Annotated in this window: 18 protein-coding genes; 5 read left to right on the top strand and 13 right to left on the bottom strand. The window is 63.3% G+C overall.

Annotation, left to right across the window (positions count from 1 at the left end; translation table 11 throughout):
- The first annotated feature begins 164 nt into the window (after nucleotides 1-164).
- From PMI42_RS01745 to PMI42_RS01735, 3 genes are read left to right on the top strand one after another with little or no spacing between them, the layout of a single operon-like run.
- On the top strand, nucleotides 165-599 hold the full coding sequence (locus PMI42_RS01745; protein ID WP_008130019.1) for a fucose-binding lectin II: 435 nt from the start codon (nucleotides 165-167) through the stop codon (nucleotides 597-599).
- A gap of 54 nt (nucleotides 600-653) precedes the next feature.
- Nucleotides 654-1,175, top strand: coding sequence for a fucose-binding lectin II (locus PMI42_RS01740; RefSeq protein WP_008130018.1), 522 nt, complete (start codon nucleotides 654-656; stop codon nucleotides 1,173-1,175).
- 31 nt (nucleotides 1,176-1,206) lie between these two features.
- Nucleotides 1,207-4,122, top strand: coding sequence for an RHS repeat domain-containing protein (locus tag PMI42_RS01735; protein ID WP_008130017.1), 2,916 nt, complete (start codon nucleotides 1,207-1,209; stop codon nucleotides 4,120-4,122).
- 189 nt (nucleotides 4,123-4,311) lie between these two features.
- On the opposite strand, the gene PMI42_RS01730 is transcribed toward PMI42_RS01735, so the two are convergent.
- From PMI42_RS01730 to PMI42_RS01675, 12 genes are all read right to left on the bottom strand, one after another.
- The gene (locus PMI42_RS01730; RefSeq protein WP_202802799.1) at nucleotides 4,312-5,796 is read right to left on the bottom strand and encodes an aldehyde dehydrogenase; all 1,485 of its coding nucleotides are present in this window, start codon (nucleotides 5,794-5,796) and stop codon (nucleotides 4,312-4,314) included.
- A 79-nt stretch (nucleotides 5,797-5,875) separates the two neighbouring features.
- Nucleotides 5,876-6,679 (bottom strand): N-acyl homoserine lactonase family protein, encoded by an 804-nt coding sequence (locus PMI42_RS01725; RefSeq protein ID WP_008130014.1) that lies wholly within the window; start codon nucleotides 6,677-6,679, stop codon nucleotides 5,876-5,878.
- An 8-nt stretch (nucleotides 6,680-6,687) separates the two neighbouring features.
- Nucleotides 6,688-7,644: a Bug family tripartite tricarboxylate transporter substrate binding protein gene (locus tag PMI42_RS01720; RefSeq protein WP_008130012.1), complete on the bottom strand. Its 957-nt coding sequence runs from the start codon at nucleotides 7,642-7,644 to the stop codon at nucleotides 6,688-6,690.
- 70 nt (nucleotides 7,645-7,714) lie between these two features.
- The gene (locus PMI42_RS01715; protein ID WP_008130010.1) at nucleotides 7,715-8,608 is read right to left on the bottom strand and encodes an NAD(P)-dependent oxidoreductase; all 894 of its coding nucleotides are present in this window, start codon (nucleotides 8,606-8,608) and stop codon (nucleotides 7,715-7,717) included.
- 35 nt (nucleotides 8,609-8,643) lie between these two features.
- Nucleotides 8,644-9,351 (bottom strand): ABC transporter ATP-binding protein, encoded by a 708-nt coding sequence (locus PMI42_RS01710; protein ID WP_008130009.1) that lies wholly within the window; start codon nucleotides 9,349-9,351, stop codon nucleotides 8,644-8,646.
- Nucleotides 9,344-10,105: an ABC transporter ATP-binding protein gene (locus tag PMI42_RS01705; RefSeq protein WP_008130007.1), complete on the bottom strand. Its 762-nt coding sequence runs from the start codon at nucleotides 10,103-10,105 to the stop codon at nucleotides 9,344-9,346. The genes PMI42_RS01710 and PMI42_RS01705 overlap by 8 nt, the downstream gene beginning before the upstream one ends.
- Complete coding sequence (locus PMI42_RS01700; protein WP_008130005.1) at nucleotides 10,102-11,088, bottom strand: branched-chain amino acid ABC transporter permease; 987 nt, start codon at nucleotides 11,086-11,088, stop codon at nucleotides 10,102-10,104. Before PMI42_RS01700 ends, PMI42_RS01705 begins: the two co-directional genes overlap by 4 nt.
- Nucleotides 11,085-11,954 carry a branched-chain amino acid ABC transporter permease gene (locus PMI42_RS01695; RefSeq protein ID WP_035964228.1) on the bottom strand — a complete coding sequence of 290 codons (870 nt, stop codon included), beginning with the start codon at nucleotides 11,952-11,954 and terminating at the stop codon, nucleotides 11,085-11,087. Before PMI42_RS01695 ends, PMI42_RS01700 begins: the two co-directional genes overlap by 4 nt.
- A 67-nt stretch (nucleotides 11,955-12,021) precedes the next feature.
- A complete protein-coding gene (locus PMI42_RS01690; RefSeq protein WP_008130002.1) occupies nucleotides 12,022-13,179 on the bottom strand; it encodes an ABC transporter substrate-binding protein in 1,158 nt (385 codons plus the stop codon).
- 100 nt (nucleotides 13,180-13,279) lie between these two features.
- Nucleotides 13,280-14,260, bottom strand: a complete 981-nt coding sequence (locus tag PMI42_RS39890) for an MmgE/PrpD family protein (RefSeq protein WP_240535190.1) — start codon at nucleotides 14,258-14,260, stop codon at nucleotides 13,280-13,282.
- A gap of 14 nt (nucleotides 14,261-14,274) precedes the next feature.
- On the bottom strand, nucleotides 14,275-15,795 hold the full coding sequence (gene tcuA / locus PMI42_RS01680; protein WP_008130000.1) for an FAD-dependent tricarballylate dehydrogenase TcuA: 1,521 nt from the start codon (nucleotides 15,793-15,795) through the stop codon (nucleotides 14,275-14,277).
- Between the two features lie 207 nt (nucleotides 15,796-16,002).
- Nucleotides 16,003-16,707: a GntR family transcriptional regulator gene (locus tag PMI42_RS01675; protein ID WP_008129997.1), complete on the bottom strand. Its 705-nt coding sequence runs from the start codon at nucleotides 16,705-16,707 to the stop codon at nucleotides 16,003-16,005.
- Between the two features lie 247 nt (nucleotides 16,708-16,954).
- On the opposite strand from PMI42_RS01675, the gene PMI42_RS01670 reads away from it, so the two are divergent.
- Both PMI42_RS01670 and prpB read left to right on the top strand, forming a co-directional pair.
- A complete protein-coding gene (locus PMI42_RS01670; RefSeq protein WP_008129995.1) occupies nucleotides 16,955-18,133 on the top strand; it encodes a 2-methylaconitate cis-trans isomerase PrpF family protein in 1,179 nt (392 codons plus the stop codon).
- A 21-nt stretch (nucleotides 18,134-18,154) separates the two neighbouring features.
- Nucleotides 18,155-19,078 (top strand): methylisocitrate lyase, encoded by a 924-nt coding sequence (gene prpB, locus PMI42_RS01665; protein ID WP_008129993.1) that lies wholly within the window; start codon nucleotides 18,155-18,157, stop codon nucleotides 19,076-19,078.
- Nucleotides 19,079-19,132: 54 nt separating this feature from the next.
- Here prpB and PMI42_RS01660 read toward each other — a convergent pair.
- On the bottom strand, nucleotides 19,133-20,330 hold a 1,198-nt coding region (locus PMI42_RS01660), incomplete at its 5' end, for an aldehyde dehydrogenase family protein (RefSeq protein ID WP_008129991.1).

Genomic DNA, 20,330 nt, shown 5'->3' with positions numbered 1-20,330 from the left:
AAAAATAACAATCAAACGTTGCATTTCAAAATAAACGCGTCAAGATCATCCGCAACGGATGGCGGCATATTTTCGAGATCACACGCATTGGTGACGGACGCAGATCGCATTGACGTCGCCGATCGATTTTCACAACGGCTCACAACATTTCATGGGAGAGCGGCATGCCCGGCCCGGTCGCAGGCAATCAAATTCCCGCACTCGTGCTGCCGATCGGCACCGACGTGTTCTATTCAGCGGGCGTGCAGGCACAGTGGAATCAATGGGCGCAGCTCAAGGATTCCCAAGGCAACATCATCTTCACGATGTCCGGCAGCGGCACCGATCCGAAATCGATCGGCGCCGGCTATTTCCACACCGCCGACACCAACTACACGCTTCAGATCGGCATCAACAACGGCGGCAGCTTTTCGCAGGTGCTGTGGGGCGAAGCCCGCCTGATGATGGGCGGGGTCCTGATGTGCGACCAGTACGTCTATGCGGCCGAGGACGGTGGCGGCACCGACTACAACGACACCATCCTCATCCTGCAATGGCTCAAGCCGCCGCCGGGCGCGCCCGAATTGCGGCGCAAGGCCCTTGCGCATCCGGGCCAGTGACCTCCCCCCATCAACGCCGGCGGACCTGCCGGCACGCCACGCGGAGAACCTGCCATGACGACGTCGAGCGCGCCGCATACGACAAAGGGGCACGTCAAGCGAGACCCGTTACAGCCGGTCTGGGTCGGAGGCCCCGGCAGAGCCGTCACCATCTTCGATGCCGGCGATCCCGAATGGTATCAGGGCAACCAGATCCCGCCGCTGGTGATCCCCAACGGCAAGCAATGCTTCTACATGGCGAACGTTCAGTCGACAGCCACGCAGTTCGTCAAGATGGTCGACGCAAGTGGCGCGACCAAATTCCAGCTGCAAGGGGCGAGCAGCTCGGGCAGCAACATGACGCCGCTGGGGTCCAACTATTTCGTCGCCAACAATCCGCTCGACACCTACTCGCTGTCGATCGGAGCCTATCAGGGCAACACCCTGGTGTGGAGTCGCGTCGTGCTGGGCTACATCAATCTCTATCTGGGCGCGACGGTCTATTGCTACAACTACGTCTATGTCGCCGACGACTGGACCGACAACGACAACGCCAATTGTTCGGTGTCGATCTACTGGCTGATGTACGCCGGCTGATGCGGGCCGCCACCGACGGAGGACGGCGCTGATGGCGGTGTCGGTCACCCTGGGCCTCAATCCCGCGAGCCGCACGTGGGCGCAGCTTCAGGCCGGCGTTTTCGTCAGCTATGCAATCACCGGCGGCAGCCTCCCCGATACGAGCTATGTGATCGCGTTCGCCGCTGCCGGTCACCCGGCCGGCCGGTCGCCGACCGTGCCGTTCACCGCGCGCTCGGGCAGCGGCGCCATTCAGCTCGCGCCGAGCCAGAATACGCTGCCATGGTCGAGCTGGCCGCCGACGGCGAACGTCTATGCCTGGGAGATCGCTCTGGTCGACACCACCAGCGGTCAGTTCATCGAGCTCGCCCGCACGCCGCTGCTGATAGATGTGGTCGATCTCAGCCTGGCGCAGACCGACTATTTGCAGCATCAGCTCGATAGCGGCATCTTCGTCAATTACCAGATCCTCACCAGTTTCGCGCCGGCGACCTACACGATCGCCTTCGCGCCGGTCGGCGGCGCGCTCTCGCTGGCCAATACCATCCCGTTCCCGAACACCAGCGGCAGCGGCGCCGTGCTGCTCAACCCGGATACGCAAACCCTGCCGTGGTCGACATGGCCTCCGACCGGCGACTGCTACAATTGGAACATCGTGCTCGGCAACATGCCGAATTCGAGCGCGATGAACCCGATGGCCACCGTCACGCTGGCGATCGCGACCGCGGCAATCAGTCTGCCGCAGGCGAGCTACACCGAGGCGCAGCTCGCTGTCCCGATCGACCTGAACTACCAGATCACCAACCAGCTGCCATCGGGCACGTATGTGCTGTCGTTCGTGCCTCATGGCGATCCCGCAGCCAGCACCGACACCGTCCCGTTTGCACCGCGCAGCGGGACGGGGGCGGTCACGCTCGATCCGGCCCGCGACGCGCTGCCCTGGTCCGGCTGGCCGCCGACCGGAAACGTCTACGACTGGGACATCGTGCTGTGCCAGTCGACTGGCCCGTTGTGGGAGTTGAACCGCACCGAAATCAAGATCAGCGGTGTCACGCTCAGTCTGGCGCAGGCGAGCTACACCCAGCCGCAACTCGACGCCGGCATCTTCCTCAATTACCAGATCGCCGGTGATCTTCCGGCCGGCACCTACGTGCTCTCGTTCGTGCCACACGGCACCGCGCCGGCGCTGACGGACGTCGTGCCGTTCACCGCGTCGTCCGGCTCCGGCGCGATCCTCTTGAACCCGGACACGCAGACGCTGCCGTGGTCGGCCTGGCCGCCGACCGGCAGCAATTATGACTGGGACATCGTGCTGTGCAGCCAGAGCGGCCAGACGCTCGGTGAACTGACCCGCACGCAATTGCTGATCGCGGGCGTCACGCTCAGCCTCGGCAGCGCCAGTTACTGGCCCGATCAGCTCGCGGCCGGAATCCCCCTCGCCTATCAGATCCAGAACGCGCTTCCGGCCGGAACCTATGTGCTGTCGTTCGTGCCGCACGGCACCGCGCCGACGCTGGCCGATACCATCCCGTTCCCGGCACTGACCGGCAGCGGCACGGTCACGCTCGATCCAAATCAGCAGACCTTGCCATGGTCGACCTGGCCTCCGGCCGGCAACAATTATGACTGGGACATCGTGCTGTGCAGCCAGGCGGGCGGCGCGCTCGCCGAATTGTCGCGGGTCGGCTTGCAGATCGTCTCGATCACGCTCACCCTCGCGCAACCGGCCTATTCGCACGCGCAGCTCGACACCGGATTGACGGTTCAGTACGCCATCACCGGCACGCTGCCGGCCGCGACCTATGTGCTCGCGCTTGGCCCGAAGAACGCGGCGCTTTCGCTGACCAACACCGTGCCGTTTTCCGCGACCACCGGTTCCGGCACCGTGGTGCTGACCACGACAACCTATCCGTGGCTGCCCTGGGCCACCTGGCCGCCGACGGGCAACTGCTATGATTGGGAGATCGCGGCGGGCTCGCTGATCGCGCCATCGAGCTTCACACCGCGCAATGCGGTGGAACTCGTGATTGTGGAAATTCCGGTCATTACCGAATTGAGCTATGATGGCGCGACGGTGGCCGCTCAATGGACGACGGTCACGCAAAGCGGCCTGAGCGGCTACCAGATGCAGCTGCAATATCCGTCCGGCCAGCCAACCACCATCACATCGACGCAGCCGACCGGCAGCATCAGCGCGGCCGGACTGAGCGGCATCAACCGCGTGGTGGTGTCGGCGACGGTATCCGGCGTCGACAGCGGATGGAGCGCTCCGGCGACCGTGGTCGACCTGACGCCGACCATCAGCAATCTCACGACAACGCAGCCGAGCACCGGCATCTACGATGTGAGCGCGACATGGCCGCTGCTCGACAGTGACATCGCCAGTGGCTACGTCATGAAGATGGTGGACGATACCGGCACCACCATCGGGACCTGGACCGGCGCAACACCGCCCGGTGGCATCCAGAATAGCGCCCTGCACTCACCGACCACTTATTCGGTGATCGTCCAGGGCACCAATGGCATCTCAAAGGGTCCGTTCAGCGCGGCCGCGTCGGTGCAGTTCGCCATCCCGAGCGGACTACAGCTCTTTTACAACGGTACCGCTCTCGTCGCGAGCTGGGACGCGCTGCCCGGCCCGAGCAACTACACCTACATGGTGCAACTCTCCGCCAACGGCAGCGTGGTGGAAACCAAGAGCCAGACCGGCGCCGGGCCGGCGCTCACCCAGACCTTCACCACCACCTTCGAAGGCGGCGTCGTTTACACCTGTGTCGTCAACGCCACGCTCGGCGTCTCCGTCGGCCCATGGAGCGCGGCGGCCAACGGCCCCTATTCGCGCCGGATCGTCTATCAATTCGACGGCCTGAACCGGCTGAAATCGCTATCGATCGCCGGCGGCAGCGATGTCACCTATGTCATCGACGACGGCGGCAACGTCCAGACCGCGACGATTTCGCAGGTGTAGCCACCCCTGCCCTGGTAATCCCGTCGCGGCGATTCCCTCGTACCGCCGATATCTTCCCAAGAGCATCCAGAAAATCTCAAAAGGCGGACGCGCGCGGGTCTATGTGGTCGCGGAAGACGAACGGCCAGACGAATGTTGCGATTCATTCGTCGAAGAGCATTACCATCGATCGTAGCTGGACTGCATGTCTCACAACTTGAGAGCAAACGGATCGCGCTCTTCGTTCGAGAAATCGATCATGACATTCTTGGTCTGCAGAAATTCATCCAATGCCGCCACGCCGCGCTCCTTGCCGAATCCGGAATCCTTGAAGCCGCCGAACGGCGCCATCGCGCTGGAGGCGCGGTAGGTATTCACCCAGACCGTTCCGGCGTGAACGGCTCGAGACACACGCAAGGCGCGCGACAAATTCGTCGTCCAGACTCCAGACGCCAGACCGTACTTCGTATCGTTGGCGATGCTGATCGCTTCATCCTCCGTGTCGAAGGGAATGATCGACAACACGGGTCCGAACACTTCTTCCTGGGCAATCGCCATCCCGTTCTCCACACCGGTAAAGATGGTTGGTTCAATGAACAGGCCTTTTCCCAGACCATCGCCCGTCGCGGGCTTTCCACCGCAAGCGAGAACTGCACCCTCGCCTTGAGCGTCGCCGATGCATTTGAGGATGCGATCGAACTGCGGCTCATTCGCCACCGTCCCCATCTCCGTCGTCTTCTCCAGGGGATTTCCCAGCCTTATTTTCCGAGCCCGGGCGACGAGCCGTTTCACGATTTCATCGTGGACCGAACGCTGGACCAGAAGCCGCGAACCGGCGATGCAGGTCTGTCCGGTTGCGCCGAAAATCCCGGCGAGCGCGCCGACGGTTGCCTTATCGAGGTCTGCATCCTCGAAGATGACGTTGGGGGATTTTCCTCCCAGCTCCAGAGTGACCGGAACGAGCGAACGGCCCGCCTCCGCCGCGATCTGGCGGCCGACATTCGGGCTTCCCGTGAAGCTCACGCGGTCGATACGGCCGCTCGAGAGCAGCGCCTGCCCCGTCCTGTAGTCGCCGGTTACGACATTGACGACGCCGGCCGGAAACCCCGCCTCCCGGACCAGGTCGGCGAACTCCAGCGTCGTCACGGATGCATGCTCGGACGGCTTGATGACGACGCAATTGCCCGCCGCGAGTGCCGGGGCAAGCTTGTTGGCGAGCAGGCCCATCGGCGAATTCCAGGCCGTGATGAGAATTGCGACGCCGATCGGCTCCCGGCGCGTGAAGTCGAAGACATCGCGCTGATCCAGCGGAATCGTGTCGCCAAAAATCTTGTCGGCACAGCCCGCGAAGAACCGATAGGCGCGAGCAGCGAAATGCATCTGTCCGTGCGTCTCCCGGATGATCTTTCCGTTATCGGTGCTTTCCATGATGGCCATGCGTTCGGCCCGCGCATCGAGCAGGTCGGCCAACCTGTTCAGCAACGTCGCGCGTGCGAGCCCGGTCGTTTTGCTCCAGACGGATTCATAAGCCCTCCTGGCAGCGGCGATCGCATCGGCGACTTGCGAGGGCGTCGCCTGCGGCACCAATGCCCATTCCTCGCGGCTATAGGGGTTGATGGCGGGGAACCATTCCTGGTTCGATGTGCTCACGGTTTCATTGCCGATCGCAAGTCCATACGTCTTCGACATGGTCATTTATCTCCGCAACTGGCGAATTGTCGTGTTCTGATCCGGCGCGTCCTGCGCCGAATTCACTTCGGGCGATGGTCGGAACTCAGACGGGGGGCCCGATGGGATCGCCGTCCAGCCGCACGATCCCGTCGAGCCCTTCGCGCGCGGCGGGGAACAGCGACAGCACCTGCCGGTCGTGTCCCGGAATGATGTGCGACGGGCTATCGGCCAGCTTCCGGATGACCGAGAACCCGTTCAGCATTTGATTCATGTCGAACAGCACCGGGAATGGCCGGCGCTGGAGAATGTTCGCGTAATAGTGCGAGGCGTCCGAGGCGAGCACCACGTGACCTCGCCGCGTCCTCACCCTCACGACCTGAAGTCCGGCGGTATGGCCGCCCAGCCAGTGCAAGGATATGCCGTCGTCGAAATCGGAATTCGGATCGTGAAGGGTCACGCTCCCTTCGAAGTTTCGCCTGACGATGTGACTGACGTCCTCGGCATTATAGGCCTTGTTCTGCTGAGCATCGCACATGCACCGGCCGGTGCAGAAATGCATCTCGCGCTCCTGCACGTGATAGCGGGCCCGGGGAAACAAATCGTGGTTGCCGGCATGGTCCCAGTGCATGTGGGTCAGGATGACGTCCTTGACGCTCTCCGGGTCGATATCGATCTGCTTCAGGCCCGCGGCGACCGGTCGCGTGACGGCATAATTGCGGGCCCGACCGGCCTTCTCGTCAAAGCCGGTATCGACGATCACGGTGCGGTCCCGGCCGACCAGCGCCCAGACGAAGAAATCCAGCGGCATCGGCATATCCGGCACATCGTTGCTGTCGATGAAGTTCTCCGATGACCGACGCTCGTCCTTCTTGGCGTATCGGATCGCGTAGATTTCATACTCGGACATGTCATCATTCACTGGCGCTCGATGCCAGCTTCCCTCGTTGTCGTCGCCCACAATTCCATGTCGTCCTTGACATGCTTGCCGAACTCCGTCGGTCCGATCCATTGCGCCTCGAAGCCGATGTCGGCGAGCCGGCTGCGTATCTCGGGCTCTGCGAGCACCTCACGCACCCCTTCGGCGAGCTTGGCGACGATCTCGGGCGGCGTGTCCCTCGGAGCAAAAAGGCCCGACCATGCGGAAATGTTGATGAAAGCGAGACCTCCCTCCTTCATGGTCGGAATGTCCGGGAAACGCGAGGCGCGATCGGGATTTGTGGTTGCGAGTGCGCGGGCCTGGCCGGCCTCGACCTGGGAGACCGCGGGCGCCATGTCCATGAACGTCATGGAGACGCGCTGGGCGATGATGTCGGTCACGACCTGCGGGCTGTTTCGATAGGGCACGGCGGCAATATCGATGCCCGCCCGCCGCTTGAACGCCTCGCCGGACAGCTGGCCAAGCGCATTGGCATAGCCGAACGTCAACGTGCCGGGCTTGCTCTTCGCCAGCGCCACGAGATCGGCGACGTTCTTGACGGGCAGTCCGGGGTCCACGATCAAAAAGTACGGAAAGAGGCCGAACTGAGAAATCGGAGCGAAATCGGCGACGGGATCGTATTGGATCGATTTCAGCAGGCTGGGATTGGCGGCGTGCGTCGATGTTCCGCCGACCAGCAACGTATATCCGTCGGGCGCGGATCGAGCCGCAGCCGTGGCACCCAGCGCACCGTTCGCGCCGACGCGATTATCGATGATGATCGTCGTTTTCAGCAATTCCGACAGCCGCTGAAATACGATGCGCGCAACGCCGTCGGTCCCGCTGCCCGGCGCAAACGGCGCGATCACCGTAATGCGTTGGGAGGGATAATTTTCCGCCCCTGCCCCGTTCAACTGCGAAAGCAGCAGGGCAATCGTCAGCAAAACCACCCGCACAAAACCCTCCCATGATTTTCGCTATTTTCTGAATCCGAGAGGCGGCGCCCGGCCGCCCCTCACGCATCGATCAGGACTTCTTGGAAGAGCCCTCGATGACCTTCACGATGACCGGCCAGTAATTCGCCCCAAAGCCGGCTTGGGAGGCCTCGGTCAGGAGACTGGCGCCAAGTGCGGCCTCCCTTGCCTCGATCCCGGCATCCCTCGCCATGTCGAGCGCATAGGAAATGTCCTTGTGCATGTAATCGGTCGAGAACACCCGTTCAGGAAACTCCCGGGCGGCGACCGCCTTGTAACCATGATTGCGCAACGCAAAGCTGTCGGCAGAGCCCTTGGATAGGGCGTCAAACAGTGTCTGCGTCGAGACACCCGCCGATTCTGCAATGGCGGCAGCTTCGCATAGCGCCGTCACGGTCCCGACCACGACCATGTTGTTCAGGATCTTCACGACCTGGCCCGATCCGACATCGCCACAATGGGTGACCTCGGAGGCAAAGCAGCGCAGCAGCGGCTCTATACGGGCAAACACGTCCTTCGTTGCCCCGACCGAGATCGCAAGCGTCCCCGCCTCGGCCGCTGCTCGCGTCCGTGCGACCGGCGCATCGGCATAATCGGAGCCCTTCGCGGCGAAGGCGGCGGCGAGCTCGCGAGTCAACTTCAGCGGGCTCGTGGAGAGATCGACGATGGTTTGACCAGCACGGGCGAGCTCAAGAAGCCCGCCCGGCATTTCGCAGATTTTCTTCAAATGCGCACCGCTCGGCATCGAAATGAAAACGATGTCGGCCTTGGCCACCGCCGCGACAGAGCCGGCATCGACCGCACCGGCCTGGACCAGCCGCGCCACGGGCTCGGCATTGAGATCGTGAACCAGAACCTTGCTCCCCGTCTTCTGCACGAGGTGCCGGCACATCGGCTCACCCATGACGCCCAAACCGATGAAGCCGAAGGTAGAAGAGCCAGTCATGTCAAAAACTCCGGAATTTCCAGACAGAGGAATATTTAGATGCCGAGATAGGCGCGCCGCACATAGTCACTGGCCAGAAGGTCCTTGCCCTTCCCGCTCAAGGCGACCGCGCCAGTTTCCAACACAATGGCTTCGTTGCATAGGTTCAGCGCAAGCTTCGCATTCTGCTCGACCAGGATGATCGACATGCCGATGTCGCGGTTGATCTCGACGATGATGCGCGCGATCTCGTCGACGATGATTGGAGCCAGCCCGAGCGAGGGTTCGTCCAGCAGCAACAGGCGCGGCCTGGCCATCAGCGCGCGGCCGATCGCCACCATCTGCTGCTCGCCGCCCGACAACGAGCCAGCCATCTGGCTCCTGCGCTCCACAAGGCGGGGGAAATAGCCGTAGATCTGGTCCAGCGTCTTTTTCTGGTGCGCCTTGTCGCGCTGCGAATATCCACCCACCAAGAGATTGTCGAGCACGCTCATCTCCGGAAAAACCCGCCGTCCCTCGGGCGACAACGCGATCCCGCGTCCGACGCGCTGCGGCGCCGATCTGCCGTCGATGCGCTCGCCGTCAAAGTAGATCTCGCCGCCGCTCACCGGCTTGAGACCAATGATGGCCTTCATCGTGGTGGTCTTGCCGGCGCCGTTTGAACCAATAAGAGAGACGATGGCCCCATCAGCCACGGACAGGCTCAAATTGCGAACCGCGGTCAGAGGACCGTAGGCGACGTTGATCCCGCGAACGTCAAGCATGGACCGTTTCCTTGCCGAGATACGCCTCGATCACGATCGGGTTGGACACGATCTCGGCGGGCGTTCCCTGCGCGATCAGCGTGCCGTGGTCCAGCACCACGACGCGATTGCAGAGGCCCATGACGGTGCGCATGTGATGCTCGACCATGATCATGGTGACGCCGCGCTCCGCCTTCACTCGCCGCAGGACCGAGGCGAGCTCAGCGGCCTCCTCGGGATTGAGCCCGGCGACCGGTTCATCGAGCATCAAGAGCCTGGGTTCGCTGGCGAGCGCGATGGCAACGCCAAGGCGTCGTTGCTCGCCATAGGATAACTCGCGAGCCTTCAGGCCTGCGCGACGCGTCAATCCGAACAGGTCGAGCACATGAAGTGCTTTCTCTTCGACCGCAAGGCGCCATCCGTTCGAGAAGAAGCCGCCGCACAGGCCAGTCAGCCCCGACGCCAAGGTGCCGCGCGCGACGTTTTCGATGACCGTCGCCTCCGGATAGATCGTTGCGGCCTGGAAGGTCCGCGACAGCCCCTGACGCACCGTTCGGTTGGCCGGCTGACCGGAGATATCGCGGTCGAGAAACCGAACCGTCCCCGCCGACGGCCTCAGAACGCCGGAGATCACATTGAACAGCGTGGTCTTGCCTGCACCGTTCGGACCGATAAGGCCGAGAAAGTCGCCCTCGTTGACCGCGAAGGACACGTTCCGGACGGCGACGAGCCCGCCGAAGGAACGCTTCAGGCTCTCGACTTCGAGCATGCTCATGGCACTTCCTCGGCCACCAGCGCCGCGCTCGTCCTCGCAACCCGTTGGCGCGAGCGCCAGGTCTGCACGAGGCTCGCCAGACCGTTCGGAACGAACATCAGGCAGAGCACGAGCACGGCCCCGTAGATGATGTGCTGCAGCCCTTCGGTGGAGCGCAGCAGCTCCGGCAACGGCGTCAGCACGAGAACGCCGACGACCGGTCCCAGCACCCCGTCCCGGCCGCCGACGACCAGCATGGTCAGGTAGGAGACCGACTCCCAGAACGTATAAGAGTCCGGCGAAATGAAGCGGAGATAGTGCGTGGACAGCGCACCGGCGAAGCCCGCGATGCCGGAGCCGATCGTAAAGGCGATCACCTGGACCCGATGCGTATCGATGCCGCTCGATTCGGTGAGACGCTGGTTCTCGGCGGTCGCCGCCATCATCGTGCCCAGAGGCGACCGATAGAGCAGCCAGGTCAGGAGCAGCGTCGTCAGCGCGCAGACCAGCGCGAAGGGATAGAATTGCGGCTTGGCGCGAAGGACGTAGCCGAAGATCGAGATCGGAGGCACGCCGACGAGCCCGTTCGCACCGCCCGTGACGGAGCTCATGTCCAGCGCCAGCAGCACCGCGATCTGGCTGAACGCAAAGGCCACCAGCACGAAATACACGCCGCGCAGACGCAGGATGATCCAGCCAAGGCCGGCAGCGATGACGGCTGCGACCAGCCCTGCGATGAACAGGGTCAGCAGCGGCGGCCAGCCCTTCATCGACAACAGCGCCGAGACATATCCGCCGACCAGCGCAAAACCACCGTGCCCCATGGAGAGCTGCCCCGCCCGCGCAATGATGGCCAGGCCGAGCACGAGCATGAGGTTGATGCAGCCGATTGTCGCCAGATGGACATAGAACTGGTTCGGCGCGAACCAGGGCAGCAGCGCTGCGACACCGACGGCCGCTGCGATCCCGACATAAGGCATCGGCTTGGTTGCGACGGAAATCACGCTTCACGCTCCTTTCGGCCCAGCAGACCCTGCGGGCGCAGCAGCACGACGGCGATCACGACAAGGAATTGAAGGATCTCGGACAGCGAAGCGCTCACGAACGTACCGGCGAAACTCTCGATCAGGCCAATGAGCAATCCCCCGGCCACGGCGCCGGGAACGCTGCCGAGACCGCCGATGACGACGATCACGAAGGCTTTCAGCGTCGGCGCAAGGCCGATGAAGGGCGAGACCGACAGCACCGGGGCCATGAGGACGCCGGCGAAGGCCGCAAGGCTCACGCCGAGCACGAACGCGACCGGAAAGATGACGTCGACGCGAATGCCCTGGACCTGCGCGATCTCGGCGTCCTGGGCCACAGCGCGCATGGCTCGGCCAATACGGGTATGGCCGATCAGCAGATTGAGCGACACGACGGCGACGATCGCGCCGATGATGACGACCAGCCGCGACCAGGGGAATACGATCCCGCCGACGGACAGCACCCCTGATATGACGGGCGGCACGGTGCGTGCCGACGATCCCCACAGCAGAAGCGCGCTGTTCTGAAGGATGAGAGCGACGCCGACCGAGGCGATCATCCCGTTCAGCTCGTTGCCGCGAAACTTGCGGAAGACGATCCGCTCCATCAGCAGTCCCAGCAGGGCCGTGGCGCCTACGGCCAGCAGGACGCTGATGAAGAACGGCAGATTGTTGCTGCCGTAGAGGATCGCGAACAGGAACGCGCCGGCCATGTAGAACTCACCATGCGCAAAATTCACGATGCGCATGATGCCGAACACCATGGTGAAGCCGATGGCCATCAGCACATAGATCATGCCGACCATGAGGCCGTTCACGATGGTCTGGACCAGGATGATTTCCATGCTCACGGGACGACGACTCCAATCACGTCAGCGAGGCGCCAAGCGCCTCGCCTATTCAAGCGGCCGCTTATTTGCACGCGTTGACGTCGCAGGTTGCCACCTTGGTGACGACGCCGTCCTTCATCTGCCCCACATAGAAGGGAAGATCGATCTGGTGCTTGATCCCGTATTTCTGCTCGCCGGTCCAACCCGCCTTGCCCATCGCGGTCGGAACGTCGGACAATCCGTCGAGCGTCGTTGCGATCTTGGTCGTGTCGTCCACGGTGCCGGCCTTCTTCATCGCCGTGAACAGCATCTGCAGGCCGGCATAGAAGAACGGGCTGAAGCCGTTCATGTTCGGGCCGTATTTGGCCTTGAAGCGGGCAACATAGGCAGCCGTGTCCGGCAGGCCGGTATCGATCGGCAAATGGACATAGGTGCCTTCAGCCGCATCCTTGCCCGCCACCTTGAGCATCTCGGCAGCGACGTCGCCGCCGGTGACGAACACCGGGCCCTTGTAGCCCAGTTCGCGGGCCTGCTTGAGGATGAGCCCGGCGGTGGTCGGAGAATTGCCGCCGAGCTCGAGCCCGTCGGCCTTCATCAGAATGCGGGTCAGAATGGGCACGAAGTCGACGCGTTCACGCTCGAAATACTCGACCTGCAGCTTCGCGCCGGTCTTGGCATATGAGTTGAAGTTCGCCACGCCGATCTGCTGGCCGGTCTCGTCGTTGGGAAGCAGCGATACGACCTGTTTCGCAGACGTGTTCTTCATCAACCAGGCCACCTGCGGGTCGGAGAATTCGCCTGTCGTGATCACCGGCCGGTACGCGAACGGCGCATCGGCGCCAAGCGCCCGCGGCGTGAAGGCCAACGTCATGGTGATGACTTTTCCGGAGGTGGTCTGATCCTTGGTCGCCACCGCCGCGGCCGAACCCATCGGGCCGACGACGAAGCGAATTCCGTCCTGGATCATCAAGCGATCCATGGCCGTCACCGCGTCCTGGGCGCGGTAGCGGTCGTCATATTGCTTGAACAGGATCTTGTAGCGCTTGCCGGCGACCTCGAGGCCGCCGTCCTTGTTGACGTCTTCGGCGGCAAAGTCGGTGGCGGCGAGCATGCCCTCGGCAAAGGCGGCGCCGGCGCCGGAAAAACTGGCGTGCACGCCGATCGTGACACTGTCCTCGGCCTGGGCCGCGGAACACACGACCGACGCCGCGAGTACGGCGATCAACTCAAAACGCTTCATTCCAATCTCTCCCCAGATGTTGCTTTTATCGGCCTTGTTCTTGTTGTCAGGTAAGGCTTGTCGTTACGACGCGGCTCGGCCGCGTCGTATCATTCGCGGGTCAGGGGACCCAATTCGTCTCCTCCGGCTCGTGCGTTCCTCGCACAGCGAAGACAACTTTCTTTGGCGCCGCATGAGTGCGGCCGGCTTGCAACAGACGCGAGACCGTCGCGAGGTCCTTCACCTTGTCGATCGTCTCGAGCCGCTCGAACAGCGGAGCGATCTGATCGCGCGGCAGAACGGCGCCGGCTTGCCGCTCGAACTGATCCCAGAGATCGGCTCCCGGCGGCGACGGAACGGCAAGAAGATCGAAAGCGGCCTCTTCCGGCGCTCCGTTGACCGCGGCCAGATTTTGGATCGCGCGCCCTTCGCTCTTGATCATCTCGGCGCAGGACGCCTCGTCCAGGGCTTCGGCAAGCAAAGCGGCGAGCAATCCGCTGCGAAGGCTCAGGCCGATCATGAACGACGTTGCGCCGACCTGTCCGGCCGGAGGACTGTCAATATTAGCCATCCCCGCCATCACCAGCGCGGCGACAATTTTCGGGCGGCTCAATCCGAGCACGCGCGCAGCTGCCGCGACGCCGCCGAACAGGGCAAATTCGGGCTGGCCCGCCGCCGGCGACAGCGTCGGCGCCAGGCAAGGAACGATTTCCGCAGCCGATATCAATGCGTCAAGGAAGTCCTGCCCGGTTTTTCCGCGTTCCTCGCAGAGCCCGAACAGCGCCACGATAGAGGCCGAGTTCGCGGCATCGCGCGGTGCTTCGGATCCGGCCACCGCAGCCGTGGCGTTGATCAGCGCAGCATCGACCGCACTCGTGCGCCGTTCGGTCCCGAAGACGAGCGACGATCCTCCAGCCATTGCGACACCGGACGTTCCCAGCAGCGCTTTCGCGATCGTGGCCGGCGCACCGGACAGCGCCCGACCGAACGCAGTAATGACCGCCGCCCTCGCCTGTCCCACAGTTTTGGCATCTCGCTGCCGTGGATCGTAGGCGCAGATCTTGTCCGCCAGGCTTTCGGCCCAGACATCAGGTCCCGACATGATGGAGCCGACACTCATCGCGATGCCATCGCCGCAGCTGGCGCGATGCTCTGCGGGTGTGCGGCGTTGCGGCCTGCGATCCTGCCGAATGTCGCGCCGGAGACCAGGCCGGTACCCGCCGGATAATTGTCGTAGAACAGACCGCCGACGAGTTCGCCGCAGCAGTACAATCCCTTGATCGGACGCCAATCGGTGCCGATCACCTCGGCATTCTCGTTGATCTTCAGACCGCCGAACGTGAAGGTGATGCCGCCCGTCGCGCTGTAGGCATAATAAGGCGGCTTGTCGAGCCGCAGCGCCCAGTTGGTCTTTTCGAGATCGAGCCCCTTGGTGGAGAGGCCATCCTTCTTGGTGGGATCGAAACCTTCGTCGGCAGAGCGTGCATGATCGTTGTAGTTCTGAACGGTCTTGAGCGCCTGCGCCTTGTCGTCGATATCGAGCTGCGCAATCAGATCTTCGAGCGAATTGGCCTTGATCGGATCGCTGGTCGAGTAGCGGGGCTCGAGCAAATGGATCACCTTGCTGTCGAACAGCTGGTAAGCCTTGGCGCCCGGCTCGGCCAGAATGGCTCGGCCGAACTTGGCGTAGGTAAAGAGCGCGCCGTCTTCGCCTTCGTCCACGAAGCGCTTGCCCTTGCGGTTGATCATCACCGAATAGACATAGGACAGGCGATTGCTGCGGTCGGTCATCTCGCGCGGCGCAAAATCACCCCAGTCCGCGCTGATCGGCGTGGCATGGCAGCCGCTCCACTGCCCCCACGGCATCGCACCGATGGCGAGCGCCATGCGCAGGCCGTCGCCCTGGTTGTGAGGCGTACCGCGAACCTTTGCGGCCCCCACGAGTGGGCCGATGTGTTGCGTGCGCATCTGGACGTTCGCTTCAAAGCCGCCGCAGCCGAGCACGACGGCTTTCGCGCCGAGCGTGCGAACCCCATCGTCGTCCTTGGTCTTGACGCCGACGACACTGCCGCTCTCGTCCTGAAGCAGCTCCGAAACGGCATTGCCGTAGCGCACCTCGATGCCCATGCGCTCGCAGGTCGAAAACCAGCTGCGCGAGAGGCCGACGCCTTCGTGCGCAGCGCGCACGACGAGGCCGCGCGCCCAGACCATGACGTTGTCTTTCTTGACCGCGGACAGGCTGATCGCCGGCTCCATCTTGATGGCGCCGGTGTCCTTCATCCAGCGAACGGTCGCCTGCGAGTTCGACACGAGAAGGCGGGACAGGATTGGATCCGTGCGTCCGTTGGTCACGCGCATGAGATCGCCGTGAAAGTCTTCCTGCGTATAGGGAGAAATGCCGTCGTAGAAATTCTCGAATTCGTCTTCGACGCCCGGCAGCAGTGCGCCGATCTCGCGCGGCTCGTCATAGGCAAAGCGCAGGACACCACCGCTCCAGTGCGTGTTTCCGCCTCGCATTTCGCGGGGAGCTTTCTCGAGAACGACGACACGATCTGCGCCGTTTTCCTTCGCTGAGACTGCCGCAGCCAGAGCGGCATTTCCCGCGCCAACGACGATCACATCGAACTCTTCGTGCATTTCCGTTCCTTCCCGTCTGGCCTGCGTCTTTTGCGTTATGTATTCTGATGAATACTAATGTATACATCCGAATGCAAGGCGAAAAAATGCAGGCCCGTCGCGGGCGGAAAGTGCCGTTCAAACAATAAGTTGCTGGAAGATCGGGATGGCGGTGGAGATCGGAAGCATGTTTGCGAGCCGCGAAAATTGCGCCGCTCGCATCGTCATTCAGACGCCGTCTCGTTCGCCGCGCGTCTCCTGCTCGCGCTCTTTCGCCAGGATCGCCCGACGAGTCTCGAGCGCGCTCAGAACGTGCGCTCGCGCCAGGCGCTCGGCCTTCTCGCCTTCTCTTTGCGAAATGGCCTGAACGATGGCGGCATGCTCCGCCTGGGCCACTGCAAAGCGGCCCTTCTCGGCCAATGTCGTCGGCCCCAGAAGCGCGATCGCATCTTGAAGCGCGGACAAGCTCTTTTCGAGATAGCGATTGTGCGCGGCCGTTTGAATTGCGTCGTGCAGTTCCCTGTTGTGCCGATAAAGATTGAAGGGCTCGCGGCCGAGCTTTTCGCCTTCGGCGACGAGCCGGGCGAGTGCGGCCAGATCCTTCGGGCTTGCATGCTTCGAGGCCAATGCGGCTGCGGTGCCTTCGAGCGCCGCGCGCATTTCGTAGAGTTCTTCGACCGCATCCATATCGAGGACGGAAACGACGAGCCCGGTTCTCGGGCGAAGATCGAGCAGACCCTCGAGCTCGAGCCGCGTCAGCGCCTGACGCGTCGGCGTCCGGCTGATGCCGAGATGCTCCGCCAGTTCGACTTCGCGCATGCGCCGCCCCGGCGCAAAGCGCCCTTCGACGATTTCACGCCGCAGTGCCGCGTAAGCGTAGTCGGCAGCAGATGCGAATTTCGCGCGGTCCGGCAACAGCATCTCGTCGGTCATGACGTCTTTCCGATCTCATTCGGCAGGAGCTGCTCGTACGAGCGTGACGCGCCAAACTGTCCATCAATGATCTGCGTCGGATTCTTCCGACCGTACAAGGCAGGTGAACGACGCAGGATATTCGGCGTCGCGCCGCCTGTCTGGAACGAGGCAACAGGCGTCCACCGATTAGAATAAGAGTAGCAGCCCGCCCAACGAATGTATACAGTGGTATCCAGAGTATACATCGGTATGCAAAGGGCAGCGAATGCCACAGAACAAGCTCAGAGCCACCTTCATACGCGGCGGCACGTCGAAAGCCGTCGTATTCAACAGACAAGACCTGCCGGCAGATCCCGCATCATGGGATCCGATCTTCCTGTCCGTGATGGGCTCGCCCGATCCCAATGGCCGCCAGCTGGATGGAATGGGCGGTGGGCTCTCGTCTCTTTCGAAGGTCTGCGTGGTCGGCTCGCCGACGCGGCCGGATGCCGACATCGACTATACGTTCGCGCAGATCTCTGTGAAGAGCGCGGCCGTCGACTACAGCGCAAATTGCGGCAACATGTCTTCGGCGATGGGCCCGTTCGCCGTCAGCGAAGGCCTGGTAAGCGCGCCCGCGAACGGCGAGGCCGTCGTGCGCATCCACAACACCAACACCGGCAAGATCATCGTTGCACGCTTTCCGATGACTGACGGAGACGTCGAGATCGACGGTGAGATGACGATCGACGGTGTCGGCGGACAGGGAGCACCGGTCCGGCTCGAATTCATCGACCCCGGCGGTACCAGGACCGGGCGCCTGCTTCCGACCGGACGCCCTTGCGATCATTTCGATATCCCCGGCCTCGGCGCCCTCGAGGCATCGCTCGTCGATGCCGCCAATCCTTGCGTCTTCGTCGCGGCCGCCTCGCTCGGCAAGGACGGCAGCGAGATGCCCGAGGCACTCGAGAGCGATCCGATCTTTCTCGAACGGATGGAGGCGATTCGCTGCGCAGCCTCGGTGGCGATGGGCCTTGCCCCTGATGTCGCGGCAGCCACAAAAATCCCCAGCGTGCCCAAGGTCGCGATGATCGTGGCGCCGCGCCCGATGACGACGTTGTCGGGCCGACGGCTGGAGCCATCGGACATGTCGCTTGGCATCCGGATGATTTCGATCGGTCAACCGCATCGGGCAGTCCCGATCACAGGCGCGACCTGCTTGGCGATCGCGGTGCGCATCAAGGGCACGCTTGCGAATCGGACGGCCCGCGCCGGCGACGGCCCGATCACCATCGCCCACCCCTCCGGCACGACCGTGGTCGATGCGGCCGTCGAACATGCCGATGATCCTGCAAGGGCGCGGGCCATTCACGGCGCGGTGTACCGCACCGCCAGGCGGCTGTTCGAGGGGAGCGTGTTCTATCGAACTGCCAAGGCGACCGCGCAAGCACGGCGCAGCGCATAATAACTTCCGGAGTTCCAGACGATGACCTATCTCGTTGCCGCCGATCTTCCCCGCGAATCCGCCGGGCGCCGTTTCCGCGACCTCCTGAAGCGGCCCGGCATCCTGCAACTACCGGGCGCCCACAACGGCATGGCGGCGCTACAGGCCAAGGCAGCCGGTTTCGACGCGCTTTATCTTTCGGGCGCAGCCATGACGGCGTCGATGGGCCTGCCCGATCTCGGCATCATCGCCGTGGATGAAGTCGCCTTTTTCGTTCGGCAGATCGTCCGCGCGGCGGGACTGCCCCTCCTCGTCGACGCCGACACCGGCTACGGCGAAGCATTGAACGTGATGCACGCGACCCGCGTCTTCGAGGATTCCGGCGCGGGCGCGCTACACCTCGAAGACCAGATCCTGCCCAAGAAGTGCGGCCATCTCAACGACAAGAAGATCGCCGATGCACACGATATGGCAGCAAAGGTCGCGGCAGCCGCGAAAGCGCGGCGCGACCTCGTGATCATCGCCAGGACCGACGCCGCCGCGAGCGAAGGCCTTGATGGCGCGGTCGCCCGCGCAAAGCTCTACATCGAGGCCGGCGCCGATGCGATCTTCCCGGAAGCGCTCAACACCGCCGAGATGTTCCGCGCGTTTGCCGAGCGCATGCCTGATGTCCCCCTGCTCGCCAACATGACGGAGTTCGGAAAGACGCCGTTCTTCACGGCCGCAGAGTTCGAGGCCATGGGCTACGCGATGGTGATCTGGCCGGTATCCTCACTCCGAATGGCAAACAGGGCCCAGGCCGAGCTCTACGCGGCGATTTCGCGCGACGGCGGCACGCATGGGGTCGTCGAGCGGATGCAGACGCGCGCGGAGCTTTACGCGACAATCGGATTGCACGACTACGAATCGCTCGATTCATCCATCGTTCAGACAGTCGTTCCAGCCGGCATGCCACAACGCAATTGAACATTGCGAGACGGGCCGACGCGATGGCGCGCATGCGATCGCGTCGGTCCAGGCTCAGTCCAGCTTGATCCAGACACCCTTCGTGTTCAGATATTCGTCGAGATGCTCGGTGCCGCCCTCGCGGCCATATCCGCTCATCTTGTAGCCGCCGAACGGCATTGCGGGATCCAGCGCGTGATAGGTGTTCACCCACACCGATCCTGCGCGGAGGCTGCGCGAGATGACGTGGGCCTTGCTCACGTCGCGCGTGAAGACGCCGGCCGCGAGCCCGTACGGCGTTGCGTTGGCTCTTTCCACGGCCTCGTCGAGGGTGTCGAACGGCAGTGCCGAAATCACCGGGCCGAAGATTTCGTCACGGGCGATCTGCATGTCGTCGGAGACGCCGGCGAACACGGTCGGCTCGACGAAATTGCCCTTCGCAAGGCTCCCCTCTCTCGCGCGCCGGCCGCCCGCCACCACGGTTGCGCCCTCGTCGCGCCCGCTTTGCAGAAAGCCCTCGACCTTGTCGAGCTGCCGCTGGGACACGAGAGGCCCGATCTCGGTCGACGGATCCGCGCCATCGCCGATCTTCAGCGCCGAGGCGAACTTGCCAAGCCGCTCGACCAATTCATCATGGATCGTCCGCTCCACGAACAGGCGTGAGCCGGCGATGCAGATCTGCCCCGAATTGGCGAATGCGGCCATCGCGGCGATCGGCACAGCCTTGTCGAGATCCGCATCGGCGCACACGATGACCGGTGACTTTCCGCCGAGCTCGAGAGACACCCGCTTGAGGTTGCCGGCAGAAGCGCGGATGATCGCCTGGCCGGTCGCAGTAGACCCGGTGAAGACGATCTTGTCGACGTCGGGATGTTCGGCCAGTGGCGCGCCCGCCTCCGCCCCGGTTCCGGTCACCACGTTGACGACACCGGGAGGCACGCCGGCCTCGTTCATCAGATCCGCGATCAGCAGCGGCGTCAGCGGCGCCTCCTCCGACGGCTTGAGCACGATCGTGCAGCCGGTCGCCAGCGCAGGCCCGATCTTCCAGACCGATGCAGCCGTCGGCGCATTCCACGGGATGATGGCGCCAACCAGCCCGATGGGCTCCTTCCGCGTGAACGAGACGATGTCCCCCGGAAGCGAATTATCCACGGTCTGCCCGTGCAGCGAGGTCGCCATGCCGGCGTAGTATCGCAACATGCCGATCACGCGAAGCTTGTTCGCCCGTGTCCGGGCGATCGGCATTCCCATATCCGCCGTATCGGATTGGCTG

It is taken from the genome of Bradyrhizobium sp. YR681 (assembly GCF_000282615.1).
GTDB lineage: Bacteria > Pseudomonadota > Alphaproteobacteria > Rhizobiales > Xanthobacteraceae > Bradyrhizobium.
This window is presented reverse-complemented; position numbering and strand designations above follow the sequence as displayed.

Excerpts from the sequence above, each read along its gene's own strand:
- PMI42_RS01745 (WP_008130019.1), top strand. The coding sequence starts at position 165 with ATGCCCGGCCCGGTCGCAGGCAATCAAATTCCCGCACTCGTGCTGCCG.
- PMI42_RS01740 (WP_008130018.1), top strand. The coding sequence starts at position 654 with ATGACGACGTCGAGCGCGCCGCATACGACAAAGGGGCACGTCAAGCGA.
- PMI42_RS01735 (WP_008130017.1), top strand. The coding sequence starts at position 1,207 with ATGGCGGTGTCGGTCACCCTGGGCCTCAATCCCGCGAGCCGCACGTGG.
- PMI42_RS01730 (WP_202802799.1), bottom strand. The coding sequence starts at position 5,796 with ATGACCATGTCGAAGACGTATGGACTTGCGATCGGCAATGAAACCGTG.
- PMI42_RS01725 (WP_008130014.1), bottom strand. The coding sequence starts at position 6,679 with ATGTCCGAGTATGAAATCTACGCGATCCGATACGCCAAGAAGGACGAG.
- PMI42_RS01715 (WP_008130010.1), bottom strand. The coding sequence starts at position 8,608 with ATGACTGGCTCTTCTACCTTCGGCTTCATCGGTTTGGGCGTCATGGGT.
- PMI42_RS01710 (WP_008130009.1), bottom strand. The coding sequence starts at position 9,351 with ATGCTTGACGTTCGCGGGATCAACGTCGCCTACGGTCCTCTGACCGCG.
- PMI42_RS01705 (WP_008130007.1), bottom strand. The coding sequence starts at position 10,105 with ATGAGCATGCTCGAAGTCGAGAGCCTGAAGCGTTCCTTCGGCGGGCTC.
- PMI42_RS01695 (WP_035964228.1), bottom strand. The coding sequence starts at position 11,954 with ATGGAAATCATCCTGGTCCAGACCATCGTGAACGGCCTCATGGTCGGC.
- PMI42_RS01690 (WP_008130002.1), bottom strand. The coding sequence starts at position 13,179 with ATGAAGCGTTTTGAGTTGATCGCCGTACTCGCGGCGTCGGTCGTGTGT.
- PMI42_RS39890 (WP_240535190.1), bottom strand. The coding sequence starts at position 14,260 with ATGTCGGGACCTGATGTCTGGGCCGAAAGCCTGGCGGACAAGATCTGC.
- tcuA (WP_008130000.1), bottom strand. The coding sequence starts at position 15,795 with ATGCACGAAGAGTTCGATGTGATCGTCGTTGGCGCGGGAAATGCCGCT.
- PMI42_RS01675 (WP_008129997.1), bottom strand. The coding sequence starts at position 16,707 with ATGACCGACGAGATGCTGTTGCCGGACCGCGCGAAATTCGCATCTGCT.
- PMI42_RS01670 (WP_008129995.1), top strand. The coding sequence starts at position 16,955 with ATGCCACAGAACAAGCTCAGAGCCACCTTCATACGCGGCGGCACGTCG.
- prpB (WP_008129993.1), top strand. The coding sequence starts at position 18,155 with ATGACCTATCTCGTTGCCGCCGATCTTCCCCGCGAATCCGCCGGGCGC.